The sequence below is a fragment of the Candidatus Sericytochromatia bacterium genome (assembly GCA_035285325.1).
Lineage (GTDB): Bacteria > Cyanobacteriota > Sericytochromatia > S15B-MN24 > JAQBPE01 > JAYKJB01.
Genome location: JAYKJB010000106.1, coordinates 1 through 24,605 on the forward strand (window position 1 = coordinate 1; position 24,605 = coordinate 24,605).

Consider the following 24,605-nt stretch of genomic DNA (forward strand, 5'->3'; position numbering starts at 1 on the left):
GCCCCGATCCAGCTCGACACCGCCTCGACCATGCTCACCAGCTGGATCGGTGAGACGATCCTCACCACCCAGCGCGACCCCGCCGAGAGCCTCGACCGCCTGACCACCGAACTCGCCCGCCAGGCCCGCGAGAAAACCCTGGCCACGATGGCCACGCAAACTCCGCCCGACATGAAGGCCACCATGCCCAGTGGTCTGGCCCGGGCCATGGACCAGTTCGCCGCCGAAAAGAACCCGCTCGGACAGGCCCTCGGCGAGGCCCTCGAGGCCGTGCGGCAGGTCATGACCCTGGCCGGCAAGGGCTTCTGTCAGGACGAGGTGCCGGCGACCAGCGTGCCGCTGACCCTGCCGTTCGGGGTGGCGGCCGCGCAGGATGGCTCGCTCGTGCTGGGCTTCGAGATCTCCGGCGCGGTCATCCGGGTGCGGCCGGACGGCAAGCTGCAACAGCTGTTCGGCCCCTGCACGCCGCGCGACCCGAAGCTCAACGCCCGCACCGCGTTCGAGCGCCTGTTCGTGGGACCGGACGAGCGGGTGTATCTGGCCTCGGAGTTCGGGCGAATGGTATACCGCTGCAAGATCGACGGGAGCGAACGCGAACGGCTGGTCGGCGGCGGGGAGGCCCTGCCGGAGCCCAACATGCCCGGCCAGCAAGCCAAGCTCAACGACCTGACGGCGATTGCCCCCGCCCGCGCCGGTGGCTTCTGGCTGGCGGAGAAACACCACCAGCCGAACGAGGGCTACCGCCTCTGGCGCGTGAGCCTGGACGGGGTCCTGCAGGCGCCCGAGCAGGGCCCGCGACCGAACGGCGAGTCGCTGGTGATCCGGTCGGTCGGGGAGACGCCCGACGGGGCCTTGTGGGTGCTGGCCAACGGACGCCTCTGGCGCAAGGCCCCCGCGGCCGACTGGGGCGAGATCACCTTCCCGAATCAGCGCTACAACCGGCAGCGCTCCACCCTGCTGCCCGAGCCGGATAACAGCGTGCTGGTGACCACGGCCGATAAAACCGAGCGCCTGCATCACACCCTCATGCGAATCCGCCCGGATGGCAGCCACGAACGCTTCGCCGGCCAGGGGCCCGCCGGCCTGGACGAAGCGCCGGTCGAGCGCCTGCAGGCGCGCTTCAACTCGCCCAGCTACCTGGCCCGCCGCCCCGACGGTCGCCTGCTGGTGACGGATTTCGACAACGGCCTGGTGCGCCAGATCGACCTGCAAGGCCAGGTCACGACCGTGCTCGGCAGTCGGGCGGCGCAGCGCGAACTGGCCCGCGAAGCGGCCCTGAACATCCCGGGCGGGGTCACGTTCGATTCCCAGGGCCGCCCCGTGCTGGTGGAGACGGGCGGGCACTCCGTGCGTCGCCTGCAAGCGGGGCTCTTGAGTCGCATCGCCGGCGGTCAGGCGGGGCGTCTGGGGTGGAATGGCCGGGTGCCTGCCACCCACCTGGATGGACCGATTTCGATCGCCGCTGTCGGGGGGGACTTTTTCATCACAGAAATGAACGCGCGGCGCCTCTCCCGGCTGTACGTCAAAAACGAACTGGAGCTGGAGCTGGAGGTCGTCGCCGGGCACCCGGACGACACGCGCGCGCGCTGGAACGACTCCGCCCCGATGCTGGCGCGAGAGGTCTCGTTTCGTGAGGTGAGCGCCGTGACGGCCACCCCACAGGGCCTGCCGGTCTTTTCGGCCGTGATGGACGGGACCGGACCGGACGGCCAGCCCGTCCGCTTCAGTGCGCTCTGGCGGGTCGAAGCCAATGGCGTATTGACCCACCTGGCCGGCGCGATCGACGCCAAGGCCTCGCTCGCGCCACTCACCGACAGCGTGGGCGCGCGGTCGGTGCGCCTCGGCGCTGCCTACGGGCTGGTGATCACACCGGAGGGTCGGATCGTGTTTTCGGACCTCCGGCGCAACCAGGTGCTCAGCCTGAACCCGGACAGCACGCTGACGCCGGTGGTCGGCAACGGCATCCTGAAATCCGCGCTGGCGATCAACAGCGGCAGCGTGGTCCAGGAACGGGAGGTGGCGCCGCTGGAGGCCTCCTTGATGGTGCCGGCCGGGTTGGCCCTGGACCGCGCGGGCCGCCTGTACGTGAGTGAACTGGGCACCCAGGGCCTGGAGCAATTCTCCGAATCCTCCGGCTTCAACCTGAAGGAAGTCATCCCCCCCGGGATGCAGCTGCAAGAGTTCGGCGGACGGATCCGACGGCTGGATGCCGATGGCAAGCTGCGGGTGCTGGCGGGGCTGGGCGCGCCGGGCTCGGACGGCAACCCGCTCAGCCCGATCTCGCTGGCGATCGCGGCCGATGGTCGCCAGCTGGTGTTCGTCGACCTGCTCGCCAGCCAGCTGAAGGAGCTGGTGCTGGAGCCCTGATCGCGGCGAGTGCAGCGGCTAGCCGGGCCAAATCGACGCCGGGCCGCCAGGGTGGTAAGGTGGGGGCGATCGCGCGCGGGAGGCTCTGATGTCCGGCTCGAATCCCTCTGTGGTGGTCCCCTACGGCCAGTCGCTGGCGTTGCTGACGGACCTGTACCAGCTCACCATGGCCTATGGCTACTGGAAAGAGGGCATCGACCGCCAGGAAGCGGTCTTTCACCTGTACTTCCGCAAGCATCCCTTTCAGGGCGGCTACACGATTGCGGCGGGCCTGGCCGAGGCGATCGCCTGGCTGGAGGCCTTTCATTTCAGCGCGGACGACCTGGCCTACCTGGGCACGCTGACCGGCGCCGACGGTCGCTTGCTGTTCGAGCGGGCCTTCCTCGACGAGCTGGCCGCCATGCGCTTCAGCTGCGACATCGACGCCGTGCCCGAGGGCACCGTGGTCTTCCCCAACCAGCCGCTGCTGCGGGTGCAGGGACCGCTGGCGCAGTGCCAGCTGCTCGAAACAGCCCTGCTCAACCTGATCAACTTCCAGAGCCTGGTGGCCACCAAGGCCGCGCGCGTCTGTCACGCGGCCCAGGGCGAGGCGGTGCTGGAATTCGGCCTGCGCCGGGCCCAGGGCATCGACGGCGGGCTGGCCGCCTCGCGCGCGGCCTACGTGGGCGGCGTGGCCGCGACCAGCAACGTGCTGGCCGGCAAGCTCTACGGCATCCCGGTGCGCGGCACCCACGCGCACAGCTGGATCATGAGCTTCGCGGACGAGCAGACGGCCTTCGAGGCTTACGCCGAGGCCATGCCCAACAACTGCGTCTTCCTGGTCGACACCTACGACACGCTGGAAGGCGTGCGGCGGGCCTGCCAGGTCGGCCACGCCTTGCGCGCGCGCGGGCACGACCTGCTCGGCGTGCGCCTCGACAGCGGCGACCTGGCCTACCTGAGCATCGAAGCGCGGCGCATCCTGGATGAGGCCGGCTTTCCGCAGGCCACGATCGTGGCCTCCAATGACCTCAACGAGCACCTGATCCGCTCGCTGAAGGAACAAGGGGCCCGCATCAACGTCTGGGGCGTGGGCACCCAGCTGGCGACGGCCTACGACCAGCCGGCGCTCGGTGGGGTCTACAAGCTCTCGGCCATCCGCCCGCCGGGCGGCGCCTGGCAGTACAAGGTCAAGCTGTCGGAGAACGCCAGCAAGATCAGCACGCCGGGGGTGCTGCAGGTGCGGCGCTTCACGCAAGGCGGCGAGGCGATCGCCGACGCCCTGTACGACGTCTCGCGGGACGTGCCGGACGGTGAGCTGGTGATCGTGGACCCGGCCGAGATCACGCACCAGAAACGCATTGCCGCGGGCACGCCCTACAGCGACCTGCTCCAGCCGATTTTCCGGGCCGGCGCGCGAGTTTACGATCCACCGCCGCTGGCCGAAGTGCGGGCCCACGCCCAGCGTCAGCTGGGCATGTTCCATGAGGGCATCAAGCGCTTCGACCACCCGCACGCCTACCCGGCCGGCGTGGAAAAGTCGCTCTACGACTTCAAGCTCGACCTGGTGCTGGCGGCCAAGGGGGTCAAGCCATGACGGTGCTGCGGGTGGGAGCGGCCTGCCTCAATCAGACGCCGCTGGACTGGTCGGGCAATCAGCGCCGCATCCGTGAGGCGATCGCCGAAGCCCGCGCCCAGGGCGTCTCGCTGCTGTGCCTGCCGGAGCTGTGCATCACGGGTTACGGGTGCGAGGACGCCTTCCATGCCCCGGGCGTGCAGGAGACGGCGCTGGCCGTGTTGCGAGACCTGCTGCCCGACACGCAGGGCATGGTCGTCAGCTTCGGCCTGCCGCTGGTCCACCGCAACGCCATCTTCAACGCCGCCTGCCTGGTGGCCGACGGGCGAATCTTGGGCTTTGTCGCCAAGAAGCACCTGGCCGGCGACGGGCTGCACTACGAACCACGCTGGTTCAAGCCCTGGCCGACCGGCGTGCGCAGCACCCTGACGGTGGATGGGGCCGCCTACCCGCTGGGCGACCTCGCCTTCGACCTGGGGGGCGTCAAGCTGGGCTTTGAGATCTGCGAGGACGCCTGGGTGGCCAAGCGCCCCGGCGCCGAGCTCGCGCAGCACGGCGTCGACCTGATCCTGAATCCCTCGGCCAGCCATTTTGCCTTCGGCAAGGCTGAGATCCGGCGCCGCTTCGTGCTGGAGGGCTCGCGCGCGTTTTCCGTCGGCTACCTCTACGCCAACCTGGTCGGCTGCGAGGCCGGGCGCGTGATCTACGACGGGGGCGCCTTGATTGCCTCGGCCGGCCAGCTGCTGGCGCAGGGGCCGCGTTTCAGCTTCCGCGACGTGCAGGTGACCACCGCCTGGCTCGACCTGGAGGCCCCTCGCCTGACACAACGCCGCAGCGCCAGCTTCCGCCCCGCGCTGGGGGCGGAGGCGGAGGCCTACTTCGTGGCGGATGACTTCTGCTTTCCCGCGTGCGCCGCGCTGCCCCTGCCGGAGGCCCCGCCGGTGGCCGCCTGGGAACAAAGCCCGCGGCTGAAAGACGAGGAGCTGGCTCGCGCCGTGAGCCTCGGCCTGTTCGACTACATGCGCAAGAGCCGTTCGCGCGGCTTCGTGCTGTCGCTCTCGGGCGGCGCCGACTCGGCGGCCTGCGCCGTGCTGGTGCACCTGATGGCGCTGTTCGGGCTGGCAGAGCTGGGCCAGGCCGGCCTGGTGGCCAAGCTGCCGCACCTGCCGCAACTGGCAGCCTTGCCGGCCGAGGCCGAGGCCTTCACCTCGGCCCTGCTGACGTGCGTGTACCAGGCCACCCGCCACAGCGGCGCGGTGACCCGGGAAGCGGCCCAGGCGGTGGCCCATGCCGTCGGCGCCCGCTTCCACCATTTCGACGTGGAGGCCCTGGTCGAAGGCTACCAGGCGCTGGTTGCCTCGGCGCTGGGGCGTCCCCTGGACTGGGCCACCGACGACGCCGCGCTGCAAAACATCCAGGCCCGCGTGCGGGCGCCGGGCGTCTGGATGCTGGCCAACCTTGCCGGCGCGCTGCTGCTCAGCACCAGCAATCGTTCCGAAGCGGCGGTGGGCTACGCCACCATGGACGGCGACACGGCCGGCGGCCTGTGCCCGATCGGGGGGCTCGACAAGGCCAGCCTGCGAACCTGGCTGGCACGCCTGGAAACGGACGGCCTGGAAGGCGTTCCCCCGTTCCCGGCGCTGGGGCTGGTCAACCGCCAGGCCCCCACGGCCGAGCTGCGGCCGGCGGAACGCCACCAGACCGACGAGGCCGACCTGATGCCGTACGAGGTGCTGGATGCGATCGAACGGGCCGCGATTCGCGACAAGAAAATGCCGCTGGCGGCCTACCAGGTGGTCTGCGCGCAGTTCCAGGCCCACGCGCCCCTCGCGCGCTGGTCCGCCGCCCAGCTGGGCGCGTGGGTCACGCGATTTTTCCGGCTGTGGAGCCAGAACCAGTGGAAGCGGGAGCGCTACGCGCCCAGCTTCCACCTCGACGATGAGAACCTGGACCCCAAAACCTGGTGCCGCTTTCCGATTCTGAGCGGCGGGTTCGAACGTGAACTGAGCGAACTTCAAGCCGCGCTCGAATCGACCATCGAACGCCCTCAGGCCCCGGCCTGACCCCCCGACAAGGAGACCGCCCATGGGAAAATCCGCCTTGATCCTGGTCGACATCCAGCTGGACTTCTGCCCTGGCGGCGCCCTGGCCGTACGAGAAGGGGACGCGGTCGTGCCCGTGGCCAACGCGCTCCAGCTGCGCCACGACCTCGTGGTGGCGACCCAGGACTGGCACCCGGCCGACCACGGCAGCTTCGCCAGCCAGCACGTCGGCCGCACGCCGGGGGAATGCATCGACCTGCATGGGCTCACGCAGGTGTTGTGGCCCGACCATTGCGTGCAAGGCACGCCCGGTGCGGCCTTTCACCCGGCCCTCGAGACCAGCCGCATCGCCCGGGTCTTTCAAAAGGGCACCGATCCCACGGTCGACTCTTACAGCGGCTTCTACGACAACGGCCGACGAAACGACACGGGCCTGGCCGGCTGGTTGCGGGAGCAGGGCGTCTCGGCCGTGACGGTGGTGGGCCTGGCCACCGATTATTGCGTGAAATGGACGGCCCTGGACGCGCGGGGGGAAGGCTTCGAGACCACGGTGGAGGTGGCCGCCTGCCGGGGCGTGCTGCTCCAACCCGGTGACGTGGCCCAGGCACTCGACGAGTTGCACACGGCCGGCGTGCGGGTGCTGAGCCCCTCGTCCACGGCCTGAGGGGCGCTCTCACGCCGGGCCGTCACCAGCAGGCCGTTCCGGGATGTGCGCGCGAACATTGTTAACAGAACCCATCCCCACTAGAATGGTCACGCCATGCCCGCCCCGTCCTCCCGTGTTCTCACCTTGCTGCTGACCCTCGGCTGTGTGGCCGTGGCCGTCTGTGGGCAACCGGAACTGGCCCACGGTCAGGTGCGGGTGGTCGGCTTTGCCCCGCCGGCCCAGTGGTTTGCCTGGAGCGCCTCGCCCCACCCGATTCCGCCGGACGTCGTGGCGGCTGAAGCCCGGCGCCTGGCCTGGGGCGGTGACCCTCCGACACCAGCGGCCGTGATCACCGTCTCGCCGGAAGATCGCCTGCTCGAAGGCCTCGACCGCTTGCTGGTCGGTGCCCACAAGCTGGAACGCAGCCTTGAGGCCCGCGACTGGCTGCGCGCCGAACAGGTGCATCAGGAGTTCGGCCTGCGCCTCTCCGGCCTCCGGCAGCAGATCGATGACCGCTACGCGCGCACGCTGACACCGGCCGAACTGCGCCACGCCCTGCTGGGAGGCCTGGTGGCCGCCAAGCACCCCTCGGCCCTGAAAGAGGCCAAAAACCTGGTGGAAGACCTGAACATGGGGGCCGTGATGGCCTCGCGCATTCTGCAACAGGAGCGGTCGCCCGCCTCGAAGCCGGCGCGCCCCGCGGCGCCCAAGGTGCAGGGTTCGGCGGCGCCCAGGCTTTCACCCGCCCTGAACGCGGCCCTCGACCGATTCGCGGCGCGGCTGAACCCCGCCACGCCAGGCCCGCGCCCCCGGGCCTCCACGCGCCCCGTCGCCGCTCCCGGGCCGAGCCCCACGCCCTACACGCCGCCGCTGCCCAGCCCGCCGGCGCTGCCCCCAGTTTCGACGCCGCGTCCCACCCCTGTTCCAACCCCGGTCCCGACGCCGCGTCCCACCCCCATTCCGACCCCGGTCCCGACACCGCGTCCCACCCCGGTTTCGACGCCCGTTCCGACCCCGGTCCCAACGCCGCGTCCTACCCCCGTTCCGCCCCCAACGACCACGAGCGCCCCCACACCTGAAGCGTCCGACCAGCCCGCAGAGGCTCCCAGCACGCTGCCGGCCCTCACGGCCAACACGCTGTCGGTGCCCGAGTACCTCAACAAGGCTTACATCAGCGCCTCCACCGTCTACACCTACCTGCGCCTCGGCCAGACCGAGGTGGCCCAGGCCGAGCTGGGCTTCCTGCGGGCTTACCTGCAGGCGGCCACTCCCGCGGCGACGCTGGCTCAGCGGCGCACCCTGGCCGACCTGGATCGTCTGGCGGCCCGCCTGCAGCAGCAACTGCGCAGCGGAGACCAGGCCGCCTTTGCCTCCTCACGGGCCCTCACCGAGAAGTTCCTCCAACTCGACCGCTGACGGCTTGCCAAGGCGCCTCCGGGAACGCCGAGCCCTGCGCACGGCCCCCCTCGTTTGGCTGAACGAGTCGCTGGCCCAGCCTTTTTTTCCGGGTTTCAGGGCGCTGCGACGGTGGTACGCAATACGTATGGTTCGTCCCCCGCGCATCCTTCTCGCGCTAACCGTCGCCATGATGGGCCTGACGGCCTGTGCGCTGCCGCGAGGCGGCCCTCCGACCGCCCCTGCGGCCTCGGGCCAAGCGCGAAAACCCAGCTCCAAGGCGGTTCCGCCTGCGATTCCGGGGCTGGTGGCGGGCAGCGCGGGCGTGACCCGTGCCGTGGCCCAGACGGGTGATGTGGTCCAGTTAACCGGCAAGGTCAAGCTGCTGAGCGACCAGAGCGGCGGCCTGCTCAGCGACCAGGGGGCCGGCGTGATCAGCAACCACAGCGGCAACCTGATCAGCAATCACGGCGGGAGTCTGATCAGCAACCACGGTGGGAGTTTGCTGGGCAAGGCCAAGTGGCGGCTGACACAGAACGCGGCCCTGCGCCAGTTCTGGCTGGCTGATGCCGAGATCACGGTGCTGGACGCCGCCGGGCGCCAGCTGGTGAATGACCAGGGTGCCCCGCTGGCCGCCACCACCGACCAGACCGGGGCTTACCGCCTGCGCGGGGTGCTGCCGGACGAGAACCTGCTGCTGCGCATCAAGCTCTGGCAGGGCGGCCAGTTGATGGCGATCGCCCCCAGGCGCACGAACGCCGAGCAAACCATCGAGATCGACACGGCCACCACCCTCGGGGCCAGCTACGTGCTGGAGCGCTTCGTCAAAGGGGACCAGAAAACCTTCGACAAGCTGCCGGCCGCGGAGGCCGACCAGCTACGCCAGGAGCTCAGCCAGGCCGCCCGTACGCTGCAGCAGATGCCCAGCTACGACCCGGCTGAAGCGGTGCGCCTGACGGAAAGCCTGCGGAGCCAGACCCCCGCCCTCGACCGGACGTTGAAAACCATTGAAAGCTTGCTCCTGGGCGGCCTCGGCGACGGCCGTCAGGCGACCCGCGTGGCCCTGAGTCGCCCGCGCGGCCTGGTGGTCCTGCCGGACGGCAGCCTCATGGTCGGAGAAGAAACCTTCGGGCGGGTGCGCCGGATCGCGGCGGATGGCACCCTGACCACGTACATGGACGTGCAGGGAGGCACCATCCAGAGCAGCTTCCCTGGCCTGGTGGGCTTCGCGGCCCGTCCGGAGGGCGGCTTCTACGTGGCCTCCCAGGTGCGCCGACGGATCTATCTGGTGGAAGCCGGCCAGGCGCCGCAGGTGGTGGCGGGCAGCGGAGAAATCGAAGGCGATACCTTCCGCGAGGTGCCGGGTCCCCAGACCGGCCTGACCCCGGTCGATCTGGCCTACGACGGCACGGCCCGCGTGCTGTGGCTGGCCCAGCGGCGCAGCCTGGAAGGCGATCGCTGGGTGCCCAACCGACTGTTCCGCCTGACGGCCGACGGCCAGTTCAATCAGGTGCCCCTGCCACCGGAGAATGCGCCGGAACACATCGCCAGCCTGGCGCTGGGACCGCAGGGAGACCTCTACGTGCTGCGCAGTGGCCAGCTGTTCCGGCGTGACGCGGCCTCGGGCAGCTGGACCCGGGAGGCGTCCGGACTCAAGGCCTCCTATGGCAAGCTGGCCGTGCGCGCGGACGGGGCGATCGCCGTGCCGGAGGACGACGCCGGGCGTGTGAGCGTGAAGCCGCCCGGCGGCAGCTTTGCCCCGATTCCCCCGCCGGAAGACCCGGCGCTGGTCCTCAAGGCCCCCGACACCGTCCGCTGGGGCGCGGATGGCACGCTCTACGTGGTGGACCGCGACCGCGGCCTGGTGCTGGCCCGGAATGCCGCCGGCGTCTGGCGCCACGTCGCCGGCAGCAACGAGACCAGTCAGAGCGGCGCAGACCGTCTGACCTTCAACAGCCCGGCCGGCGTGGTCTTCGACCCCACGGGACGCCTGCTGGTCTCCGAGGGCGCCGGCCACGCGATCAAGCGGGTGGAGGGCACCTCCCTGGAGGTGATCGCAGGGGGCGTCACGGGCAAGGGCGGCGGCGAGGGCCTGCGCAAGGACCTTCAGCTCCAGACGCCCGGCGCCATGCGTTACCGCGGCGAGGACCTGATCATCGCGGACCTGGGCAATCACCGCATCCTGTCGATCACCCCGACGGACCAGGTGCGCACTCTGGTGGGCCTGCCCCAGGCCACCATGCCAAGCGACCTGCCCCTGACGGTGGGAGGGGCCGCCGTCCCGGGTCGCGACTTCTCCCCGCCCCGCCCGATGGGGCTGGCCGTGGGGCCGGATGGCGCGGTCTATTTCAGCTCGATTCGCCTCAACCAGATCTACAAGTGGACCCCGGACGGCCAGGTGCGGGCGATCGCCGGCCGCGGCAATACCAACAAGGAGGCCCCCGCCGACAGCGCCGACGGGCCCGCCGGCGAGGTGGCCTTGGGCGCCCCCATGGGCCTGGCCTTCAAGCCCGGCGAACCGGACAACCTGTACTTCGCCGACTTCGCCAACTGCCGAGTCCGGCGCGTGGTCGGACTGTCGACGGCCACCCCGCAGGTCGAGACGGTGGCTGGACTCGGCCGCTTGCAGAGCATCCTCAAGCTGACCACCAACCCGACCGGCTGGGAGGCCCTGGAAAACGGCCTCAAGGCCACCGAGGTCCTGGTGGCCGTGCCCACGGAGGTGCTCTTCGATGCCAGCGGCACCATGTACCTGGCCGAAGGCGGCACCCGCAACCTCAAGCTGTTCCTGGAAGACGTCGAGGCGCTGAAGGGGGTTCAGCTGCCCAACAGCGAGGCGCGCCTGCGCACGATCACGGCGGACGGTCGCATCCAGACCCTGATGGGCCCGGGCGGCAAGCTCTATCCCGACCCGAAAGACCCCGAGTCCCTGGGACTACCGACCAACATGGCCTTCGACGCCCAGGGGCGACTGGCCATCGTCGACATCCGCTCGAACACCGTGCGAATCCTGCCGCGCGAGGCGCTCTGAGCGGGTTCGAGCGCCGATCAGATCTTCACCACGCCGCGGTAGGTGCCGAACACCTCGCGCAAGACGTGGCAGATCTCGCCGACCGTCGCATACACGCGCACGGCCTCGACCAGCGCCGGCATCAGGTTCTCGCTTCCGGCGGCCACCGCCCGCACCTGCGCCAGCGCCTGCGCCACCGCGGCCCCATCGCGCCGGGCCTTGAGGTCGGCCAGCTGCTGCTTCTGACGTTGCTCGCGGGTCGGGTCGTGGCGGTAGAGTTCGCCCAGGTCTTCCTGCTCGACCGTGAAGCGATTCACGCCCACCAGCGTGCGCTGCTTGCTGTCGACCTCGCGCTGATAGCGATAGGCCGCCTCGGCGATCTCCCCCTGCACCCAGCCTTGCTCGATCGCCGGCAGCACGCCGCCGAGCTCTTCGAGCTTGGCCATGTAAGTCCGGGCCTCGGCCTCGATCCGATCCGTCAGGCTTTCGATGTAATAGCTGCCGGCCAGCGGGTCGACCGTGTTGGCCACGCCGGACTCGAAGCCGATCAGCTGCTGGGTGCGCAGCGCCACCATGGCGCTCTGCTCGGTCGGCAGCGACAGGGCCTCGTCCATGGCGTTGGTGTGCAGCGACTGCGTGCCGCCCAGCACCGCCGCCAGCGCCTCGATGGTGGTGCGTACGACGTTGTTCATGGGCTGCTGGGCCGTCAGGCTGGCCCCGCTGGTCTGCGTGTGGAAGCGCAGCTGCAGGCTCTTGGGGTTCTTCGCGCCGAAGCGTTCCGCCATGATGCGGGCCCACAGGCGGCGGGCCGCCCGGAACTTGGCCACTTCCTCCAGCATGTCCATCTGGGCGCAGAAGAAGAAGGCCAGCTGGGGCGCGAAGTCATCGACGTCGAGTCCGCTGGCGATCGCCGCCTCGACATAGGTCACCGCGTTGGCGAGCGTGAAGGCCACCTCCTGCACGGCGGTGCAACCGGCCTCGCGCATGTGATAGCCGCTGATCGAGATGGTGTTCCACTTGGGGATGGCATCCTTGCAGTAGGCGAAGATGTCGGTGATCAGGCGCAGCGAGGGCTTGGGCGGGAAAATGTAGGTGTTGCGGGCGATGTATTCCTTGAGGATGTCGTTCTGGATCGTGCCCGAGATGACCGCGGGATCCACCCCCTGCTTTTCGGCCGCGACCTGATACATCGCGAGCAGGATCGCCGCCGGCGCGTTGATCGTCATCGAGGTGGTCACGCGGTCGAGCGGGATACCGGCCAGCAGGGTTTCCATGTCGGCCAGCGAGTCGATCGCCACCCCGGTCTTGCCCACCTCGCCCAACGCCATCGCGTCGTCACTGTCGTAGCCCATCTGGGTCGGCAGATCGAAGGCCACCGACAGCCCGGTCTGGCCCTGTTCCAGCAGGTAGCGGAAGCGGCTGTTGGTTTCCTCGGCCGTGCCGAAGCCGGCGTACTGGCGCATGGTCCACAGGCGACCGCGGTACATGGTGGGCTGGATGCCGCGGGTGAAGGGATACTGGCCCGGAAAGCCCAGCTGGTCGGCATAGGCGCTTTCGGGGGCGTCCAGCGGGGTGCAGAGCGGCTCGACCGCGAGACCCGAGAGCGTCTGGAGCGCCTCGGCGCGCTCGGGGGCCTTGCGCAACAGCGGCGCGTAGGTCTCCGCTTGCCAGCGCGCGCGCTCGGCTTGCAGGGCGGAGGGCATGGTCTCAGGGGGCATGGCGGGGTCTCCATCGACGGTCGCGCGGGCAGGTCGGCGACCAGCGTCGCGGGCGTGCCTCGTTGCACGCGTCGGCTGGCCATCGGCTGTCTTTATCTTACCATTCTCTTCCCTTAATACGCCCTTAGGCTCGAATCAGGCAGCTCGGACGGCTCGCCGGCCGATAAAGGCCGTGGGGGACCCGGTCCCCGATGCACCTGCGCCCCCGGAGGATGCCCGATGTTTCCCATCGCCGCCAGTTCGCCCCGCCTGTACTCCTGGCATCAGACCCGCAGCGTCACGCCGGCCTGGACGCCGGCCTATGCGCCGGACCAGTGGATCGCATCCGGGCCGCGCGGCGGCGGGCACGCGGCGCTCCTGATGCGCGGCGATCGCGGGGAAGGCGTGGCGACGCTGCAGCGGGCGCTGGCCCGCGCAGGCCACAGCCCCGGTGCGGCCGATGGCGTGTTCGGCCCCAACACGGAACGCGCCCTGCGTCAGTTCCAGCAGGCGCGCGGGCTGCGCGTCGATGGGCTGGCCGGCGAACAGGTGCGCCAGGCGCTGGCGATCGCCGCCTGGGGGGCTCCGCAGACCAGCTCGGCGCCGAAAGGGGCCGTCGACATGCCGCTCTCCGACGCCCAGATCGCCAAGGCTCTGAACATCCCGCTGATCAACGTGCAGCGCAACTGGCCGGCCCTCAAGCAGGCCCTGGCGCAAGCTGGCATCACGAGTCGCAACGACGCGCTGGCCCTGCTCGCGATCATGGGCCGCGAAAGCCACCTCACGCCGATCCTGGAGTGGGACAGCGGCTGGGCCTACCAGGGCCGGCGCGACCTGGGCAACACGCAACCGGGTGACGGCCCCCGCTACAAGGGCCGCGGCTACCTGCAGCTGACGGGTCGCGCCAACTACCGCCACTATGGCCGCCTGCTGGGGGTGGATCTGGAGGGCAGCCCGGATCTGGCCCTGCGGCCCGACATCGCCGCCCGCATCCTGGTGGCCTACTGGAAGGACCGCCAGCTGTCGACCTACACGGCCCGGCGCGACTGGCGCACCACCAACCTGAAGATCGCCGGCGAGGCCGACTGGGGCCTCGCCCCCATGATGAGCAACCTGCGCCGCCTGGAGTCCATGCTGGCCTGATCGCGACAATCACCGGAGCCCGGCCGACATCGCCGGCCCCGCGCGCGAGGCTGCGGGGCTGCGCGTCAGTCCGCTCGCAGCCCCGCAGCGCTCGCGCGCGATCAGCCCCCAGCCGCTCAGGCCGCCTGCGGCAGCTCGTGGCGCGCCCGGAAGTACGCCACCGTGTCGATCAGGCCCGCCTCCAGCGGCACCTGGGGACGCCAGTCGAGCGCGTGGCGCGCCCGCTCGATCGCCAGCCGACTGATCCGCACGTCGCCGGCCCGCCGGGGCCCGCGGCCCGGCGACAGGCCGGTGCCGAGCTGATGCTCGATCGCCTGGTATAGTGCGTTGACGGTGGTCGTCTGGCCGGAGCCGATGTTGTAAGTGCCGCCGCTGCCTTCGGCGATCGCCTGCAGGTGCGCGCGCGCCACGTCCTCCACGTGGATGTAATCCTTGCGTTGCTCGCCGTCCCAATGGATCACCGGCGCCTCGCCAGCGAGCAGCTTCTCGATGAAGATCGCCACCACGCCGGCCTCACCGTCGGCGGCCTGGCGCGGGCCATAGACGTTGGCGTAGCGCAGGATCGTGAAGTCGATGCCGCAGGCGCGCTGGAAGTAACGCACGTACTGCTCGCCCGCCAGCTTGGAGATGCCATACGGGCTGAGCGGCGCCAGGGGGGCATCCTCGGGCGTGGGAATCAGCGGGCAATCGCCGTAGACCGTCCCACCCGACGAGGCGAAGATAAGCTTGCGCACGCCCTGCGCCACGCTGGCCTGCAGCACGTGCAGCAGGCCCAGCACGTTGGTGCGGGCATCCGCCACCGGGTCCTGGCTGGAGGCACTGACGCTCATCTGGGCCGCATGGTGACTGACGACATCCGGCCGAAAGGCGCTGAAGGCCGCCGTGAGGCCGGCGCGATCGCAGATGTCGACGCGAAAGAACGGAACGCGGTCGAGCATGCCGGCCAGATTCTCGCGTCGGCCGCGGGACATGTCGTCCAGCACGGCCACGGTGTGGCCAGCCCGCAGGTGATGTTCGACCAGGTGTGAGCCGATGAAACCGGCGCCGCCGGTGATCAGGATGCGCATCGTGAGGCCTCCGCTGACAATCCGAGACGCCTTCATCCTGCGGGCGATCAAGGCGAGCGGCCAGGGCCGTTTTGGCCGAGACGCTTCGGCCAGGCTCGTTTGAGCGTCGCGATCAGCTGCGCGACACGAGGAATACGCCGGTGATGATCAGCAAGACCCCGCCCCAGCGCGTCAGGCTGACCGTCTCCCCCAGGAAGGTGGCGGCCACCAGCAGGATCAGGACCTGGTTGAGCGCCAGGATCGGGTAGGCCCAGGAAAGCGGCACGCGCGTGAGCACCATGATCCAGGTCACGGCCCCCAGCGCATAGAAGGCCAGCCCGCCGATCAGGTAGGGGTTGGTGGCCGCGGCCCAGGCGATCGCGGTGGCGCGCCCGGCGTCCTCGACCCCGACCTGCCCGAGCTGGCGGGCCCCCACCTTGAGCACGTACTGGCCCGCCACCGAGAGCAGGATCGAGGTGAGGATCAGGGCAAAGGATTGCAAGGCGGCGGCTCCCGGAACCAACGGATACCGTGACCAGCGTAGACCGCCGGAAGGGCCCTGCGCGGTGATCAGTAGCCGGGACGCCGCACCAGCTCGACGAGGGTTCGCAGCAGGATGCGCAGGTCAAGCCCCAGGCTCCAGTGCTGGATGTACCAGAGGTCGCAGCGCGTGCGTGCCTCGATGCTGACATCCCCGCGCAGCCCGTTCACCTGCGCCCAGCCCGTCAGGCCGCCACGCATGCGATGGCGCTCCGCGTAGCGAGGAATCCGCGCCGCAAAGCGCGCCACGAAGTAAGGGCGCTCCGGCCGTGGGCCCACCAGGCTCATGTCGCCGCGCAGGACGTTCCAGAGCTGCGGCAGCTCATCCAGGCTGTAACGCCGCAGCCAGGCGCCCAGGCGGGTCGCGCGGCGATCGCCGCGGATCGCCCAGACCGGGCCGTCCGGCTCGGCGTCGGGCGGCATGGTGCGCAGCTTGTAGAGCGTGAATTCACCCCCGTCGCGCCCGACCCGGGTCTGTCGGTAAAAGGCCGGCCCGGCCGAATCGAGCCGCACGAGCACGGCCAGCAGGGCGATCAAGGGCGCCCCGGGCAGCAAGGCCAGACTGGCCAGTCCCAGATCCAGGCCGCGCTTGAGGGCGCGCTGATGCCAGGCCAAGCCGGCCGGCCCGACGCGGGGCCGCGGCGCGTCGCCGGCGGACGGGCCGACGAGCGAGAGCGAGGCGCTCAGCGGAAGGGGCGACCAGGTCACGCGTCCCGCGCCTCCGCTTCCGGGGGAATCACCAGCTCGCCACGCGGAACGCCGGCCTGAAACTGGGCATACAGGGACGTCGCCAGCTGCTGAATGCGAGCGGCGAAACGGGCCTCGTCAAAGCGAGCAGCGTGCGCCCGCAAGACGGCCGGATCGAAGCGATGCGCCGACAGGCGGGCGATCGCCTCGGCCATGGCCGTGGGCGTCTGTTCCGCAAACAGCAAGCCGGTCACCCCATCCACCACCGTTTCGGTCGCACCGCCGACCCCATAGGCCACCACCGGCGTCCCGCAGGCCATCGCCTCCAGCGGCGTCAGGCCGAAGTCTTCCAGCCCGGGAAACAGCAAGGCGCGCGCGCTGGCCAGCTCGCGTCCCAGCGCGGCATCCGGCAGGGCGCCCAGAAAGGTCACGTCCGGCCCGGCCTGGGCCTTGAGGGCCTGATGGAGCGGGCCTTCCCCGACCACCCGCAAGGGCAGCCCCGCCTGACGGGCCGCGGCGATCGCCAGGTCGATGCGCTTGTACGGCACCAGGCGTGAGACCACCAGCAGGTGTTCGCCGCGCTCAAGCGAGCCCGGGGTGGGCCAGTCGACCAGCCGGATCGGGGGCGGCACCACGGTGGCGGCGCGCCGCCAGGTCTTTTCGATCCGCCGCGCCACCCACTGCGAGTTGGCCACGTAGTGGTCGACACGCAGGCTGCTGGCGACATCCCAGGCCCGCAGATACGAGAGCAGCGGCGCCGCCAGCACCCGCTGCCAGGTCGGCAGGGTGGCCTGATAGGCGTGGGTCATGTCCCAGGCATACCGCATCGGCGTATGCACGTAGGCCAGGTGCAGCGCGTCGGCGTCCACGATGACCCCTTTGGCGCAGGCGTGATGCGAGGTCACCACCAGGTCGTAGCCACGCAGGTCGAGTTCTTCGAAGGCCAGGGGCAACAGCGGCAAGCAGGCCTGGTGGCGCCGGCGCGCGCCCGGCACCCGCTGCAGGAAGGACGTGCGCACATCCAGCCGCTGAAAATCAGGCGGCAGGCGACTGGGATCATAGACGCTGGTGAAGACCGGGGCCTCCGGCCAGAGGCGATGCAAGGCCAGCAGAACCCGTTCGGAGCCTCCGAACGTGGTGAGCCATTCGTGAACCAGCGCTACCTTCACGCGAGCGGTCCTGTTCCTGCCAAGCCGTCCAAAGCCCGCATGTTACCACGCGCGCGACGGGCCACTCGCCCGGGCGACACGCCGATAGACGGCCTGCGTCTCCTGGGCCACGGCGGCCCAGCTGCGCGAGGCCGCATGGCGCAACCCGGCGGCGATCAGCCCGGCCCGCAGCGGCTCATCCGCCAGCGTCCGCCGCAAGGCCGCCTGCCAGGCCGCCACGTCGCGCACCGGCAGGCGCCAGGCCGCCTCCCCCACGGCCTCGCGCAGGCCCGGCGCCTCGCTGCACAGCACCGGCACGCCGGCCGCCATGGCTTCGAGCGGGGGCAGACCGAACCCCTCGCGGCAGGAGGGAAAGGCGAACAGGCTGGCCGCCTGCAACAAGGCCGCCAGATCGTCGTCGTCGAGCCAGTCCGTCAGCACCACGCGCGGGCCGAGGCCGTGGCGGGCGATCGCCGCGGGCAGGTGCGTCGCGCCGGGGTCACAGCGCCCGGCCAGCACCACGCGTACGTCCTCCGGCAGCGCCACGCAGGCAGCCAGCAGGGTTTCCAGGTTCTTGTACGGCTTCCACTGACCGATGTACAGCACGAAGCGTCCCTCCAGACCGAAGCGCGCCCGCAACGCCGCGAGGCGCGCCGCCGGTTGGGGACGCGCCAGGCGGGTGTCCGCCGCCAGCGGCACCACCGTGATGCGCTCGGGCGCCAGGCCCAGCCGCGTCACCAGATCCTCCCGGGTGGCCTGGCTATGCGTCAGCACGGCCTGGGCCCGCGCGGGCACCCAGCGGGCCATGGCGCCAAAGGCCAGCGCCCCCCCCGGGCGGCCGATCGTGCCGGGATGGTGCAGGGGAATCAGGTCGTGGACCGTCACCACCAGCGGCACACGGCTCAGCAGCGGCGCATTCAGGTGCGGGGCGTGAAACAGCCCGATCGCGTGTCGGGCCAAGGCTTGCGGCCAGAACCGCTGTTCCCGCAGGGAAAACAGCGGCGCGGGACAGGGGGCGATCGCCACCTGAGGCCAGCGTGCCTGCACCGCCGCCACGTCGTCCGGCGCCACCCAGGCCGTGGCCCGCCAGGCCGGGTCCAGCTGGCTCAGCAGCTGGTCGATGTAGCGTCCGATCCCGGTGTGGCGCCACATGCGCGCATCGACACCCAGGCGCGGAAGCGCCTCGGAGCCTGCCTCCGGCGGATCGGAAAGTACCCTCCCCCGATGGGGCCCACCGGCTCCCGCAGCGCCCAGCAAGCGGGGTGGCCGTCAGGACGTGGGGGCAGCCGAATGCGGCTGAGCGGCGGGGACGGTGCGGGTCTGGCCGGCCAGCGGGGCGAGACGGGCCAGATCGGCATCGACCATCATGGCCACCAGCTCCGGGAAGCGCACCGTGGGCTCCCAGCCAAGCACCCGTTTGGCCTTGGTGGGATCGCCAATCAGCAAATCGACCTCGGCCGGGCGCATGAAGCGCGGATCCTGCTGGATGTGGGCCTGCCAGTCGAGCCCCACGTGCGCGAACGCCAGCTCACAGAACTCCTGCACGCTGTGGGTCTCCCCCGTGGCGATCACGAAATCGTCCGGCTGCGCTTGCTGCAGCATGAGCCACATGGCCCGCACGTAGTCCCCCGCGAAACCCCAGTCGCGCCGGGCATCCAGGTTGCCCAGCGTGAGCGAATCGGTCAGGCCCAGCTTGATGCGGGCCACCCCGTCGGTGATCTTGCGGGTCACGAACTCCAGCCCCCGGCGCGGGCTCTCGTGGTTGAAGAGGATCCCGCTGCTGGCATGCATCCCGTAGCTTTCCCGGTAATTCACGGTGATCCAGTGGCCATAGACCTTGGCCACGCCATAGGGACTACGGGGATAGAAGGGCGTCGCCTCGCTTTGCGGCACGGCCTGCACCTTGCCGAACATCTCGGAGGTGCTGGCCTGATAGAAACGCGCCTTGGGCGCCACCTTGCGCACGGCATCGAGCAACCGCGTGACGCTCAGGCCGGTCGCTTCTCCCGTCAACACCGGTTGGCCCCAGCTCGCCCCCACGAAGCTCTGGGCGGCCAGATTGTAGACCTCCGTCGGCCGGGACTCCTCCAGGGCTTCCAGCAAACTCTGGCTGTCGAGCAGATCACCCGAGAGCAGGGCCAAGCGTCCTTTCAGGTGCGCGATGCGTTCGTCGTTGGGCTGGCTGGAGCGACGGGTCAGGCCGTACACCTCGTAGCCCTGGTCGAGCAAGTACTCGGCCAGATAGCTGCCGTCTTGCCCCGTGATGCCCGTGATGAATGCGCGTTCAGCCATGGAAGGAGTGTACCCGAGGACTCGCAAGGGCGCACTCCTTTTGCGCGAGCTCCTGCCACCGGCGGCGGCCGGCTGAGAGCGGCGGTCAGACCACGGGCCCCACGAGGGCGAAGGCACATCCGCCTTCGAGACGCTCAGGCAGCGGCGGCGCCCCGGGCCCCCGAATGCCCGCGCCAGGCGTCGCCCAGCCCCTGCTGAACGGCCCGCAAGGCGGCCCGGCGTTCAGGGCCCAGGGCCAAGATGCGCAGCAACTTGCGCGGCAGGCGAACGCCGGCCCACCACAGCAGGGCCGCGAGCCGCGCCGGACCACGCAGGCGTGTCCGAATCACCCGCAGCCCGTTGCGCGTGTCGTAGTAATCCACCAGCGCCGGCACACCGGCCGCTCGCCCGGTCGAGGCGCCTCCCAGGTGCCAGGCCTCGGCTTGGGGCACCCAGTGCGGCCAGAGGCCGATCGCCCGGGCCCGCAGGCAGAAGTCGACATCCTCGTGGTACAGGAAATACCGCTCATCGAGCCCCCCCAGCGCCTGCCAGGTCGACCCCTCGACCAGCAACACACAGGCCGAGGCAAAGCCCACCGGACCCGCGCGATGGGCACCCGGCCGGCCATGCAGGGGTTCCCCCAAGCGGAGGCGGCCGCCCGCATACCAGCTGCGGGAACGCTCGGGAAAATGGCCTTGCCAGATGGTGGGCGCGGCGATCGCCACCTCGGCCGCCAGCAGGTGGGCGAGGGTCTCCCCATCCAGTTCGGCGTCGTTGTTGAGCAACAGCAGGTGGCTGACGCCTCTCGCCAGCAAGGCAGCGGCCCCGCGGTTCATGCCGCCGGCAAAACCCAGGTTTTCGGGCAAGGCCAGCACCTCGGCCCACTCGCTCAGAGCCGCCACCTCGGCCTCGCCCGAGCCATTGTCGACCACCAGCACCTGCAGCCGGTAGCCCGGCCCGGCCCGCAGGCTGGCCAGGCAACGACGCGTCAAGGCGGCCCCACGCCAGTTCAGCACGACCACCCCCACATGGGGCAGCGAGGGCGAACTCACGCCGAGGGCCCGGGCGCGCTTTCCGCCGGCGAGGGCGTCACGGCCGGGTCGAGCGGCATCGAGGTGTCCGAACCCAGCGCGAGGTCGCCCGCCCCCAAGGCCTCAGGGAGCGCGGCGCTCGGGTCGCTCGCCAGCGACCCCTCGGGCCCATCAGGGGCCAGATCATCTGCCGGCGAGGTTTCAGGGAGCGCAGCACTGAGCTCGCTCGCCAGCAACGCCTCGGGCCCGGCAGGGGCCAGGTCATCTGCCAGCGAAGTTTCAGGGAGCGCAGCACGGAGGTCGCTCGCCAGCGACGCCGGGGCATTGGCCGAAAGCGTCTCGAAATCATCCGCTGGCAGCGCCGCATCGGATGCCGTCGCCAGGCTTGAGGTCTGCCACGCCTCCACCGGCGAGGCGAGAAGGTCTGCCGGGTCGAACTCGGTTGAGCCCACCGGTGCGGCATCAAGGGGCTCACCCGGCTCTTCCAGCACGCTGGCCACCGGCGGCGAAAGCAATTCCAGCAGGCTCTCGAGTCGATGCTCCCAGCTGTTGATGCGGGCCAGCGCCTCCGAGACGGCCGGCTCCACGGGATGCGACAGCGCCCGGCTGATGGCCGCCACGAAGGCGTCCGCATCGGGCGCCAGGTGCAGCCCCGGCCAGCTGGTGCGCTCACCATACGCGGTCGCCACCACGGGCCGCCCCAGGGCCAGGGCCCCCAACACCTCGCCGGGTCGGGGTTCGGGGCGCCCGGGTGCCAGCGTCAGGGGCATCAGGACCACGTCGGCGGCAGCCAGATAGGCCGGAATGCTGGCGTGGGGGCGGCTGCCCAGAATGTGCAAGTGAGAGGGCGGCCGGAAGGGGCACTGATCGGTGTAATCGCCCACCAGCACGACGTGGCCGCTCGGATAGGCCTGCAACACGCGCTCGACGATGGCCCAGTCGAAGACGGTGTCCCAGAGGGCCCCCACGTACACGAACAGCGGCTTTCCGCTGGGCAGGTCGCCAGGCCGACCCCAGCGCCGCTTGCGATCGAAGCGCTCGCGGTCCAGGCCGTCGGGCACGGGGTGGACCGTGCGGCCACAGCGGGCCTCCAGCACGGCGGCCGCCCCCACCGTCGGCGCCGTCAGCACGTCCGCCAGACCCGCCAGACGAGCCTCCACGCCAAGGTCGACGGTCACATCCTCACGGAAGGCATCCTCATCTTCGACCATGTCGTAAATCAGGTCCGCCCCGGCCGCCTGCATGGCCTCGATGGCCGGCTCGAAGGCCGGGTGGGGGCTGCTGATCATCGCCACGTAGCGACCGTTCGGCGGCTGGCTGACGTGCCCGACCAGATCGAACTCCGCCATCCGCAGCACCGAGATCCCGGGGCGCGCGAGCGACCCCCCGTCGGCGGACGCGAGTTCGCCCCACTGGGCAAACACGACGTGCCAGCCGGCCGACCGCCAGGCGCGTGCAAACTGGGCCGCGCGATGATCGCTCGCGCTGGCCAACCAGGGCGTGCGGCTGAGCACCACCGCCACATCCGTCGGAAGCCGCTCCAGCGTGGCCCAGCGAGCCAGCAAGGGCACCAGGCGACGTCCCCAGTCCACCTGCTCGGCGTCTTGCGTGCGCACGGCCCGAGCGGCCGGCAAGCCGATGCTCGCCCGGGACACCTCCAGGGCCGCCGCAAACCCCTCGGCATCCTCCGCGGTGCGCAGTCCACGATAACCGGCCGCGTCGGGAAAGGGCGTCGAGACCACCGGCTTACCGGCGGCCAGGCAGGCCATCAGGCCCGGCGCCGCAAAGCCGTGAAGCATGGGTTCAGGCGCCACCGGAAACATGGCCACCGAGAAGGCCTGCACGTAAGCAGGCAGCTCGCCAAGCGGTCGCTCGCCGAGCAGATAGATGTTGACCGGCAGCGAATCGAGCGGCACTTTCCCGATCGGGCCGATCAGCACGAAGGCCCAGTGCGGCAGGCGCCCGGCCACCGCCACCAGCAAATCGAGCGAGAGGCCCTGACCCACCGGCCCGACGTAGCCAGCCAGCGGCCGGTTGGCCCCCACCAGTGGGCGGAGCTCCTTGGGGGGCGGCAACCCCTCCCCTTGCCAGTCGGACAGCTCGGCGCCATCAGGCAGCAAACAGACATCGTCCCGCCCCCCCTGCGCGGCCTCCCAGACGGTGCCATTGCGCGCCAGCACCACGCTCGCCTCCGTGAGCAGGGTGTGGTGAGCGGCTTGCAAGCGCTCCCCCGTCCAGGGAGCGGGGGGGGCCAGGTGCGCCTCCGAGACCCGGGCGCGCACGCCGCGTCCGCGCCGCGCGCGCAGGCTGAGCCCGCTCTCCGGCTCCAGCAGGGGGCCGGTGGCCGGGGCCACCGGCGGCACGGGCGCGTCGTAGATCACGCGGGCCAGACAAAAACGGGTCAGCAAGGTCAGCTGGCGCGGATCGGTGACCACCACCCAGGGGCGCCGCAACTCGCGCGCGAGCACCAGATTGGCCCGAAACAGGCCGTCCCCGACCGGCTCGAAGCTGGCCGCCTCATCCACCAGCACCACCACGCAGCCGGCCCGCGCCAGCGCGAGCCCCAGCTGATGCCAGCGGGTCATTCCCCCCTGCGTGTCCGCGCCGGGCAGGACCACCACCACCCGCTTGCCCAGATGAGGGGCGAGCAGGCGATCGCGCTGCGCGCGCTGCCCCGCGAGCGAGGTCCCCGGGCGCGGCCAGCGCCGCAGCTTGGCTGACAGGGCCTGGCCCCAGGCCGACAGCAAGGCCAGCCAGCTCCCACGCCGCAAGGCGCGCCGGGGAAGGCGCACGCTGGCCGGGGCAGGCGCGCGCTCCCCGGGCGGCGCTTCCACCAGTTCCTGCAGCCGGGCCTCCTCCTGGCGCAGCTGGGCCTCGGCTTCGATGGCCGCCTGCATGCGCGCGGTCCCGAGCGTCTGGGCCTCATGCAGCAGCCGTTCGAGCACCGTGACCAGCACGTGGTGGCTGGCCTCCCGCAAGCGCAGCGACTGACTCGCGATGGCCAGGTCCACCCGCGCCGGCTCCAAGCGGTTACAGCGCAGCGAGACCAGGGCACGCACGAAGGCGGCCGGCGCAGGCGCCGCGCCCGCCATCTCCGCCCGCGTGGCGGCCTCTTCCGCCAGGCCCGCGTCGCCCAAGCTCCCCTCCAGCAAGCCCAGCCCCAGCAACCCCGCCGGACCGATCTCCCGGGCGCGAATCGCCTCCCGCAAGACCGCCGGCGCCTCCAGCACCGACCCGAGCAACTCGGCTTGCTGAAGCGTCAGTTCACGCGCGGTGGCCACCCCCAGCAAGATGTCTTCGCCGCGAAAACGCACGGCCCGATACACGCGGGTTTGGAAATAACTGCCCAGCAAGGCCTCGAGGCCCGCCTCCCCCACGTAGCACAGCTGCTCGTAATGACGCTGCAGGCCGGGCCATTTTTCCGGTCGCGCCTGCTCCCGCAGCGCATCGGCATTGGGAATCGAGAATAGCAACAAGCCGCCCTCGCCCAGGCGGTTCGCCCAGTGCAACACGGCATCGCGTGGCTGTGGCAGGCTGGTCAGCAGATCCCAGGCCAGCACCACCTGGGGGTTGAGCGCCTCTTCCCAGGAGAGGCGGACGTCGTCGAAATCGAAGGCTGGAACCGCCTGCCCCGTGACCTCGGTGACCAGGCGGGCCCGCGGGGTCAGATCGCAGCCGGCCAGCGGCCCGAGTTCGAAACCCCGCGCCAGCGCGAGGAAGGCACCCTGGCCGCAAGCGTTGTCGAGCAGCGGGGTCGGCGACACGCCGAGCACGTCGCAGGCGAACAGCATCCAGCCGAGCCGCCAGCGCGCCGCGTCGAGGCTCTGGTCGAGGCTTTCCAGCACCGTGACGCCGTCATACAGGGCGGCCAGCGAGAGCGGACGCTCCATGCGGTAGATCGTGTCGCAGCGCGGGCAGGTTTGCAGATTCTCGCCATCACCGCGGCGACAGAACGGCGCGCCACCTGGCGCGCCGCACGCGGGACAGAGCAAGATCGGGAGCGGGGCAGCCATTCGAAGTTCACGCA

At 70.7% G+C, this 24,605-nt stretch carries 16 protein-coding genes; 7 read left to right on the forward strand and 9 right to left on the reverse strand.

Annotated elements, in window-relative coordinates; all coding sequences use genetic code 11:
- The 6 genes from VKP62_13490 to VKP62_13515 all read left to right on the forward strand — a co-directional run.
- A partial coding sequence (locus VKP62_13490; GenBank protein ID MEB3198208.1) for a hypothetical protein occupies positions 1-2,367 on the forward strand: 2,367 nt, incomplete at its 5' end.
- A gap of 88 nt (positions 2,368-2,455) precedes the next feature.
- On the forward strand, positions 2,456-3,943 hold the full coding sequence (locus tag VKP62_13495) for a nicotinate phosphoribosyltransferase (protein ID MEB3198209.1): 1,488 nt from the start codon (positions 2,456-2,458) through the stop codon (positions 3,941-3,943).
- Entirely contained in the window at positions 3,940-5,985 is a 2,046-nt protein-coding gene (gene nadE / locus VKP62_13500; GenBank protein ID MEB3198210.1) for an NAD(+) synthase, read from the forward strand. Before VKP62_13495 ends, nadE begins: the two co-directional genes overlap by 4 nt.
- A 22-nt stretch (positions 5,986-6,007) precedes the next feature.
- On the forward strand, positions 6,008-6,628 hold the full coding sequence (gene pncA, locus VKP62_13505; GenBank protein ID MEB3198211.1) for a bifunctional nicotinamidase/pyrazinamidase: 621 nt from the start codon (positions 6,008-6,010) through the stop codon (positions 6,626-6,628).
- 96 nt (positions 6,629-6,724) lie between these two features.
- Entirely contained in the window at positions 6,725-8,026 is a 1,302-nt protein-coding gene (locus VKP62_13510) for a hypothetical protein (GenBank protein ID MEB3198212.1), read from the forward strand.
- 127 nt (positions 8,027-8,153) lie between these two features.
- The gene (locus tag VKP62_13515; protein MEB3198213.1) at positions 8,154-11,036 is read left to right on the forward strand and encodes a hypothetical protein; all 2,883 of its coding nucleotides are present in this window, start codon (positions 8,154-8,156) and stop codon (positions 11,034-11,036) included.
- A 17-nt stretch (positions 11,037-11,053) separates the two neighbouring features.
- On the opposite strand, the gene VKP62_13520 is transcribed toward VKP62_13515, so the two are convergent.
- The gene (locus tag VKP62_13520; protein MEB3198214.1) at positions 11,054-12,718 is read right to left on the reverse strand and encodes a methylmalonyl-CoA mutase family protein; all 1,665 of its coding nucleotides are present in this window, start codon (positions 12,716-12,718) and stop codon (positions 11,054-11,056) included.
- Positions 12,719-12,952: 234 nt separating this feature from the next.
- Between VKP62_13520 and VKP62_13525 the strand changes: the two genes are divergently transcribed.
- Positions 12,953-13,855 (forward strand): peptidoglycan-binding protein, encoded by a 903-nt coding sequence (locus VKP62_13525; protein MEB3198215.1) that lies wholly within the window; start codon positions 12,953-12,955, stop codon positions 13,853-13,855.
- 116 nt (positions 13,856-13,971) lie between these two features.
- Here VKP62_13525 and VKP62_13530 read toward each other — a convergent pair whose 3' ends face one another.
- The 8 genes from VKP62_13530 to VKP62_13565 all read right to left on the reverse strand — a co-directional run bounded on the left by VKP62_13530 (position 13,972) and on the right by VKP62_13565 (position 24,591).
- A complete protein-coding gene (locus tag VKP62_13530) occupies positions 13,972-14,922 on the reverse strand; it encodes an NAD-dependent epimerase/dehydratase family protein (GenBank protein MEB3198216.1) in 951 nt (316 codons plus the stop codon).
- Between the two features lie 112 nt (positions 14,923-15,034).
- Positions 15,035-15,403 (reverse strand): EamA family transporter, encoded by a 369-nt coding sequence (locus VKP62_13535; protein ID MEB3198217.1) that lies wholly within the window; start codon positions 15,401-15,403, stop codon positions 15,035-15,037.
- Between the two features lie 68 nt (positions 15,404-15,471).
- Entirely contained in the window at positions 15,472-16,149 is a 678-nt protein-coding gene (locus tag VKP62_13540; protein MEB3198218.1) for an exopolysaccharide biosynthesis polyprenyl glycosylphosphotransferase, read from the reverse strand.
- On the reverse strand, positions 16,146-17,297 hold the full coding sequence (locus VKP62_13545; GenBank protein ID MEB3198219.1) for a glycosyltransferase: 1,152 nt from the start codon (positions 17,295-17,297) through the stop codon (positions 16,146-16,148). The genes VKP62_13540 and VKP62_13545 overlap by 4 nt, the downstream gene beginning before the upstream one ends.
- Positions 17,298-17,339: 42 nt before the next feature.
- Entirely contained in the window at positions 17,340-18,428 is a 1,089-nt protein-coding gene (locus VKP62_13550; protein ID MEB3198220.1) for a glycosyltransferase family 1 protein, read from the reverse strand.
- A gap of 117 nt (positions 18,429-18,545) precedes the next feature.
- The gene (gene gmd, locus VKP62_13555; protein ID MEB3198221.1) at positions 18,546-19,568 is read right to left on the reverse strand and encodes a GDP-mannose 4,6-dehydratase; all 1,023 of its coding nucleotides are present in this window, start codon (positions 19,566-19,568) and stop codon (positions 18,546-18,548) included.
- Positions 19,569-19,702: 134 nt separating this feature from the next.
- Positions 19,703-20,599: a glycosyltransferase family 2 protein gene (locus tag VKP62_13560; protein ID MEB3198222.1), complete on the reverse strand. Its 897-nt coding sequence runs from the start codon at positions 20,597-20,599 to the stop codon at positions 19,703-19,705.
- Positions 20,596-24,591: a glycosyltransferase gene (locus tag VKP62_13565; protein MEB3198223.1), complete on the reverse strand. Its 3,996-nt coding sequence runs from the start codon at positions 24,589-24,591 to the stop codon at positions 20,596-20,598. Before VKP62_13565 ends, VKP62_13560 begins: the two co-directional genes overlap by 4 nt.
- Positions 24,592-24,605: the final 14 nt, after the last annotated feature.

Excerpts from the sequence above, each read along its gene's own strand:
- VKP62_13510 (MEB3198212.1), top strand. The coding sequence starts at position 6,725 with ATGCCCGCCCCGTCCTCCCGTGTTCTCACCTTGCTGCTGACCCTCGGC.
- VKP62_13530 (MEB3198216.1), bottom strand. The coding sequence starts at position 14,922 with ATGCGCATCCTGATCACCGGCGGCGCCGGTTTCATCGGCTCACACCTG.
- VKP62_13520 (MEB3198214.1), bottom strand. The coding sequence starts at position 12,718 with ATGCCCTCCGCCCTGCAAGCCGAGCGCGCGCGCTGGCAAGCGGAGACC.
- nadE (MEB3198210.1), top strand. The coding sequence starts at position 3,940 with ATGACGGTGCTGCGGGTGGGAGCGGCCTGCCTCAATCAGACGCCGCTG.
- VKP62_13525 (MEB3198215.1), top strand. The coding sequence starts at position 12,953 with ATGTTTCCCATCGCCGCCAGTTCGCCCCGCCTGTACTCCTGGCATCAG.
- VKP62_13515 (MEB3198213.1), top strand. The coding sequence starts at position 8,154 with ATGGTTCGTCCCCCGCGCATCCTTCTCGCGCTAACCGTCGCCATGATG.
- VKP62_13495 (MEB3198209.1), top strand. The coding sequence starts at position 2,456 with ATGTCCGGCTCGAATCCCTCTGTGGTGGTCCCCTACGGCCAGTCGCTG.
- VKP62_13550 (MEB3198220.1), bottom strand. The coding sequence starts at position 18,428 with ATGTGGCGCCACACCGGGATCGGACGCTACATCGACCAGCTGCTGAGC.
- pncA (MEB3198211.1), top strand. The coding sequence starts at position 6,008 with ATGGGAAAATCCGCCTTGATCCTGGTCGACATCCAGCTGGACTTCTGC.
- VKP62_13565 (MEB3198223.1), bottom strand. The coding sequence starts at position 24,591 with ATGGCTGCCCCGCTCCCGATCTTGCTCTGTCCCGCGTGCGGCGCGCCA.
- gmd (MEB3198221.1), bottom strand. The coding sequence starts at position 19,568 with ATGGCTGAACGCGCATTCATCACGGGCATCACGGGGCAAGACGGCAGC.